2 protein-coding genes are annotated in these 6,904 nt (G+C 63.2%); both read left to right on the plus strand.

From position 1 onward, the window contains the following. The coding region (locus A2J01_RS23890; protein WP_156519375.1) for a non-ribosomal peptide synthetase at nucleotides 1-5,108 on the plus strand (5,108 nt) is incomplete at its 5' end. 83 nt (nucleotides 5,109-5,191) lie between these two features. After that, nucleotides 5,192-6,904: amino acid adenylation domain-containing protein (locus A2J01_RS23895; RefSeq protein ID WP_442971577.1), on the plus strand; the 1,713-nt coding region annotated here is incomplete at its 3' end.

The raw sequence follows: 6,904 nt of genomic DNA on the forward strand, positions 1-6,904 counted from the left end.
AGTTGGTGGTGGCGTCGGCGTTTGTGGGTGTGTTGGGTGTTGATCGGGTGGGGTTGGATGATGATTTCTTCGAGTTGGGTGGCAACTCCCTCATCGCGACTCGGGTTGTCATGCGCATCGCCGAAGAACTCGAGACGGCCGTACCGGTCCGCCTTCTGTTCGAAGCGTCCACCGTCCAGGAACTTGCCGCACGTCTCGAATCACACGTCGGTGAAGGAAGCCGCCTTGCGCTGACAGCTCAGGATCGACCGGAAGAGATTCCGCTTTCTCTTGCGCAGCAGCGTATGTGGTTCCTCAACCGCTTCGACGGCTCGGCAGGTGCCTACAACATGCCGTTTGCACTGCGGCTGAGCGGTGAACTCGATCTGGGCGCGATGCGTGCGGCGATCGGCGACGTCGTTGCCCGCCACGAAACCCTGCGCACTGTGTATCCGGAAACCGATTCGGGACCGGTCCAGGTCATCGAACCGGTAGGACATACGCCGGTGGAATTGAACGTCGAGAGTGTCACGGAAGCCGAGATTGTCGGCAAGCTGGTCGAATTGGCGTCGACGAGGTTCGACGTGACGGCCGAAATCCCGCTGCGGATTCGGTTGTTCCAGGTAGCCGAGAACGAGTACGTCCTCGCCGTCGTGGTGCACCACATTGCCGCGGATGGCTCCTCGACTACTCCGTTCGCCCGCGATCTCGTCATGGCCTACGCGGCACGGGCGCAGGGAACGGCGCCGGGTTGGGCCCCGCTGGACGTGCAGTACGCCGATTACAGCCTGTGGCAGCGCGAGGTGCTGGGTAGCGAGGAAGACCCGGAATCCGTGTCGTCCGAGCAGATCGCCTACTGGAGCCAAGCTTTGGCCGGGCTGCCGGATCAGCTGGACCTGCCGACGGACCGTCTGCGTCCCGCCGTGCAGTCGTACCGCGGTGGCTACCTTCAGTTCGAGATCGACGCAACAGTGCATCAGGGCCTGTCGGCGCTGGCCCGTGAGCACGGGACCACCCTGTTCATGGTCACGCACGCGGCGTTTGCGATTCTGTTAGCGCGCCTTTCCGGCACCGACGACATCGCCGTTGGCACCCCGATCGCTGGCCGCGGTGAGCGTGCGCTCGACGATCTGATCGGCATGTTCGTCAATACCCTGGTATTCCGGACACACGTCGACGGTTCCGACAGTTTCACGGAACTACTTGCCCGCGTGCGCGAGAACGACCTGCAGGCCTTTGCGCATGCCGATGTTCCGTTCGAGCGACTGGTCGAAGTTCTCAACCCCGCACGTTCGACTGCTCGGCACCCGCTCTACCAGGTGGGCTTCCTTTTCCAGAACATGGAACAGGCAAGCCTGGAACTGCCTGGCCTCACCGTCAAGGGCCTCGAGATCGACAACGGTGTCGCTCAGTTCGATCTGCAGTTGATCGTCGGTGACAATTACGACGAGCGTGGTGTTGCCTCCGGCATCTCGGCCGTATTCAGCTACGCGCACGACCTTTTCGACGAGTCGACAGTCCAGTCCTTTGCTGATCGGTTCAACACCGTTCTGGCAGCGGTGGTTGCCGATCCGTCGATCGTGGTCGGCGACATCGACGTGCTCGATCCGCGTGAGTCGAATCAGGTTCTGCAGGAATGGAATGCAACGGAGCAGGTACTCGACGCCGAGGCGACACTGGTCGATCTGTTCGATCAGCAGGTTGCCGCTCACGGTGATTCCGTCGCGTTGGTGCACGGGCTCGAATCGCTGACGTATGTGGAGTTCGACGACAAGGTCAACCGGCTCGCCCGTCACCTGATCGAACTGGGTGTCGGTCCGGAGTCGTTGGTGGCATTGGGAATGCGACGCTCCATCGACCTGGTGATCGGCATGTACGCCGTTGCCAAGGCAGGCGGCGGTTATGTTCCGATCGATCCGGATCATCCGGCCGATCGCACCGGGTACGTCCTCGAGATGGCCGCGCCGGTCTGCGTGCTCAGCAACGAGAACGACGCACCGTCGCTCGCGGGGATCGACAACGTTCTTCTCATCGACACCCTCGATCTGTCGCGCGTCTCCGGAGCGCCGGTGCGCGGCGACGAGCGGATCGCACCGCTTCGTTCGGCGAATACCGCGTACGTGATCTTCACGTCGGGATCGACCGGCAAGCCGAAGGGTGTGGCGCTGTCCCACGCCGCGATCGTCAATCAGCTTCTGTGGAAGCGTGATCGCTACGGTCTCGACCAGACCGACGCAATGTTGCTCAAGACTGCAGCGACGTTCGACCTCTCGGTCTGGGAGTTCTGGTCCGCGTTGACATCCGGGTCCCGCCTGGTCATTGCCGACCCGGACGGCCACAAGGACGCCGAGTACATGCTGGCGCTCATCGCTCAAGAGAAGGTGACGACGCTGCACGCGGTGCCGTCCATGCTCTCGATGCTGACGGCCGCAGCAGACGGCACTCTTCCGCAGTCGCTCGAGCGTGTCCTTGCCATCGGTGAGGCCTTGCCCGCGGCAACGGCGGCAGAGTTCCGCAAAATGTCCGACGCGGCACTCGTCAATCTGTACGGTCCGACCGAGGCTGCGGTGTCAGTGACCGCGCACGATGTGGACGAGAGCGATACCTCGTCGGTCTCGATCGGTGCCCCGGAATGGAATTCGCAGGTCTACGTGCTCGACGAGCGACTGCATCCCGTTCCGGTCGGAGTGACCGGTGAGCTGTATCTTGCCGGAACCCAGCTGGCTCGTGGTTATCACGGGCGGGCCGACCTGACGTCGGAACGCTTTGTCGCCAACATCTTCGGAGAACCGGGCACACGGCTGTACCGCACCGGCGACCTCGTTGTCTGGCGCAGTGGCGGTGAACTCGAGTACGTCGATCGTGCCGACTTCCAGGTGAAGATCCGCGGCTACCGCATCGAACTCGGTGAGATCGAAGCTGTTATCAGAGCTGCTGAGTCCGTGGACGCAGCGGTTGTCGTCGCGAAAACCGATCCGCGACTGGGGGATCGACTGGTCGGGTACCTCGTTCCGCAGGCCGGGGCCACCGTCGACGTCGACAGCGTGAAGGCGGAACTCGTCCGCGAGTTGCCGAGTTACATGGTGCCGTCGGCGTTGATGGTGCTGAGCGAATTGCCGCTCAACATCAACGGCAAGATCGATCGAAAGGCGCTGCCGGAACCCGAATTCGAGGCAACGGAGTTCCGTGCCCCGAGCAATCCGGTCGAAGAGATCGTGGCCTCGGTGTTTGCCGAAGTCCTGGGCGTTCCACGAGTCGGGTTGGACGACGACTTCTTCGATCTCGGCGGAAACTCGCTGATCGCCACACAGGTCGTGGCCAGGTTGGGTCAGGCACTTGACGCCCAGATTCCGGTGCGGATCATCTTCGAAGCGTCGACTGTCGGACTGCTGGCGTCGCGGGTGCTCGAACATGCCGGTTCAGGTTCGCGGGCACAGTTGGTGGCGCAGGAACGGCCGTCGCAGATTCCGTTGTCGCTCGCTCAGCAGCGGATGTGGGTTCTCAACCAGATCGACCGCAGGTCTGCCGCGTACAATATCCCGGTCGCGATCCGGATGTCCGGCGATCTCGACGTCGCAGCATTGCAGTCGGCCGTCTCCGACCTTGTTGCTCGCCACGAGATCCTGCGGACGTTCTATCCCGATCTCGGGGACGGCCCGACGCAGTCGATTCAGTCGAAGTCGGCAGCCGTTGTCGACATGGCCGTGCTGTATGTCGGCGAAGACACGATTGGGGCCGAGGTCGCGAAGGTCGTCGGTCAGGGCTTCGACGTCACTGCCGGTGTTCCGCTGCGCGTTCGCCTTTTCCAGATCACGCCCACTGAGCATGTCCTGATCGTGGTGGTCCACCACATCAGCGGCGACGCGTTCTCGATGGCGCCGATGATCCGAGACACGATGGTCGCGTACACGGCGCGTACCGGGGGAGCGGCACCCGAATGGGCTCCGCTCGAAGTCCAGTACGCGGATTACACGTTATGGCAGCGCGACGTTCTGGGTTCCGAGGGCGATCCGGACAGTGAACTGTCGACGCAGCTTGCCTACTGGACGCAGGAACTCGCCGGCGTTCCCGAACTTCTGGAACTGCCGACGGACCGTCCTCGTCCGCCGACGCAGTCGATGAAGGGGGCGGACTTCCTGTTCACTCTCGGCGCCGACTCCACGCGTCGAATCGCGGAAATCGCGCGCGAGCAGAACTCGACCGTGTTCATGGTCGTGCATGCCGCGTTCTCGGTGCTGCTGTCCAAGCTCAGCGGCTCGAACGACATCGCGATCGGTACACCGGTGGCGGGCCGCGGCGAGCGAGTCCTCGACGACCTGGTCGGTATGTTCGTCAACACGCTGGTGTTGCGCACGCAGGTGAAACCGGCAACCACGTTTGTCGACCTGCTGCAGCAGGTGAAGGAGAAGGACCTCGCGGCGTTCGGAAACGCAGACGTGCCCTTCGAGCGTCTGGTCGAGCAGGTCGGCCGTGAGCGCTCACAGGCATACTCACCGCTGTTCCAGGTGATGCTCACGTTCCAGAACATGGCACTTGGCACGTTTGCGCTGCCAGGGCTCGAACTGTCGGCGGTGGACGACGGATTCGACTCGGCGATGTTCGACCTGCAGCTCACCGGTATCGAGGAGTTCGACGAGGGCGGTACGCTGTCCGATATCCGGATGCGATTCACCTATGCAACCGATCTGTACGACGCCGCAACCATGGAACTGTTCGCGGCCAGGTTGCGGGCCGTGGTCGACGCCGTTGCCGCAGATCCGACGGTGGTTCTGCGGACCATCGACATCGTGACGGACTTCGAACGCGCGCTGATCGAGGCAGCCGAGCCGAAGACCGCCGCCGATCTTCCGGACCTCGCATCAGCGGCCGCCGCAGCAGATCCGACGGCGGTTGCCTTCACGCACGGTGACACCGCGGTGACCTTCACACAGCTGGCCGAAAAACTGGCTGTGATGAAGCAGACGATGGGTGCGGCGCTCACTGCCGACGCATTGGTCTCGGTTTCGCTGAACGGTCTGGTTCCGGGCATTCTTCCGGCACTAGGCGCCGACGGTACTACCTCGCTCGTCCAGTCTTTGATAACTGACGCGCAGGCCACGCTGGGGAAGGGTTCCGGTACGGACGGGTAATATGCAGTATTTGCCCCATGGGCGTTGATCTGTACGACCAGTCGTGCGTTGGATCTGCGCCGTGCTGTCGTCAGTTGGAGGAAGTGTTGATGTCCGTCGGTATGCCGGGACCACAGTCGCTGACGATCGAGGAACTGCCGAGATTGATCGCTGCAGTAGCCGAGGCGGAGCCCGACCGGACAGCGCTTGTTCATGCAGACGCCGAGGTCACCTACGAACGGTTGCACTCGGAACTGACCACACTCGACTCCGCGATGGGTGGTGCGCTCGGCCCGGACGCACTTGTACCGGTCGTGATCTCCACGCTGCTGCCGGAGTTGCTCGCCACACGAGAGGGTGGCCTTGAATCCGTCGTCGGTGCGCTCATCGCCGACGCGACTTCCGTCGTTGCTTTCGAGGCTCCGTCGGTCGTCGAGTCGACTCTCGTAAGTCTGTTCGAGGAGCAGGTCGCGCGTACCCCCGATGCCGTCGCCCTTCGTTTCGGCTCCACGGCGTCGACCTACGCGGAATTCGATCGCCGGGTCAATCAGCTCGCCCGCGAGCTCGTCGCCCGTGGCGTCGGACCGGACACACTCGTCGGCCTGGGTATCCGTCGGTCCGTCGAACTGCTGGTTGCGATGTACGCGATCGTCAAGGCCGGTGGTGCGTACCTACCACTCGATCCCGACCATCCCGCTGAGCGTCTGGCGTATGTGATCGACGTCGCCGCGCCCGTCCTCGTGCTGACGACGTCAGTGGACGCGGTCGGCATTCCCGAAAACGTCGATGTACTGCGGATCGATGACATCGATGTCTCGGCGCACTCAGTCGCGCCGCTTGCCGACGGTGACCGGCTGTCACCGCTGCGCACCGACAATCTTGCGTACGTGATCTTCACGTCGGGTTCGACCGGCAGGCCAAAGGGCGTCGGTGTGTCACACGAGGCAATCGTCGCCAACCTCCGATGGAGGCAGAGCGAATATCCCTTCACCGACGAAGACGTCATCCTGCAGCAGACGCCGTTTACGTTCGACGTGTCGGTGTGGGAGTTCTTCTGGCCGTTGCAGGTCGGCGCTTGCCTCGTGATCGCGAAGCCGGACGGGCATCGTGATCCGGCCTACGTCGCAGCGACGATGATCGAGTACGGCGTCACCGTTGTACATTTTGTCCCCTCGATGCTCGCGGTCTTCGTCGCTGAACCGCGCGCTTCCGAGATCACCTCGCTACGTTACGTTTTTGCCTCGGGTGAAGCGCTTCCCGCCCAGACCGCCGCGCGGCTGCGCGACGTCAGCACCGCGGAACTGCACAATCTGTACGGACCGACCGAGGCAGCCGTCGACGTCACGTACTACGCAACCGGACCGCAGGACGAGGTCTCCATTCCGATCGGCCGTGCTGTCGCCGAAACAGAGCTACTCGTCCTCGACGACGCACTGCGTCCAGTACCTCCCGGCGTCCCCGGCGAGCTTTACCTCGCGGGGGTCCAGCTGGCCAGAGGGTATGTCTCCCGCCCCGATCTGACGGCGGATCGGTTCGTCGCGCATTCCACCTCGGACGGCGAGCGCATGTACCGAACCGGCGACCTGGTCCGATGGCGCGGTGCCGGCGCCGACCGCCTGCTCGAGTACCTCGGCCGCACCGACTTCCAGGTGAAGCTGCGGGGACTGCGCATCGAACTCGGCGAAATCGAATCAGCGCTACTCGACAACGACGCAATCGCACAAGCGGCCGTTCTCGTCCACTCCGATGCGGCTTTGGGCGACAATCTGGTGGCATACGTGGTTCCCGCATCGGGAGTTGTGCTCGACACCGACGCT

It is taken from the genome of Rhodococcus sp. EPR-134 (genome assembly GCF_001647205.1).
Lineage (GTDB): Bacteria > Actinomycetota > Actinomycetes > Mycobacteriales > Mycobacteriaceae > Rhodococcus_F > Rhodococcus_F qingshengii.